General features: G+C 55.6%; 1 protein-coding gene. It reads right to left on the bottom strand.

Annotated features, from left to right (window positions below; genetic code table 11):
- The coding region (locus H0X95_RS35765; protein ID WP_196446444.1) for a hypothetical protein at nucleotides 1–419 on the bottom strand (419 nt) is incomplete at both ends.

Genomic DNA, 419 nt, shown 5'->3' with positions numbered 1-419 from the left:
GCTGACGCCATTTCGGAATCATCTCTTCGTACGGATCGCTACCGTCTACCGGGGTGATAACCAGACGACGTTTACCTTTGGTTTCTTTACCGAAGGAAACGATACCGCTGATTTCAGCCAGGATTGCCGGCTCTTTCGGACGACGTGCTTCGAACAGGTCCGCAACGCGCGGCAGACCACCGGTGATGTCCTTGGTACCGCCGGATTCCTGCGGAATACGCGCCAGGGTGTCACCAGAGCTGATCTGTACGCCATCTTCCAGCTGAACAATCGCTTTACCCGGCAGGAAGTACTGCGCTGGCATATCGGTACCTGGGATCAGAACGTCGTTACCCTGAGCATCAACGATTTTCAGTGCCGGACGCAGATCTTTACCACCTGCGGTACGTTCTGCGGAATCCAGAACCACCAGCGAAGAC

Origin of the sequence: Burkholderia sp. 9779_493, from assembly GCF_015712215.1 — a bacterium.
Lineage (GTDB): Bacteria > Pseudomonadota > Gammaproteobacteria > Burkholderiales > Burkholderiaceae > Burkholderia > Burkholderia cenocepacia.
Note: the sequence above shows the minus strand (reverse complement) of the source record. Positions and strands in the feature narration are given on the sequence as shown.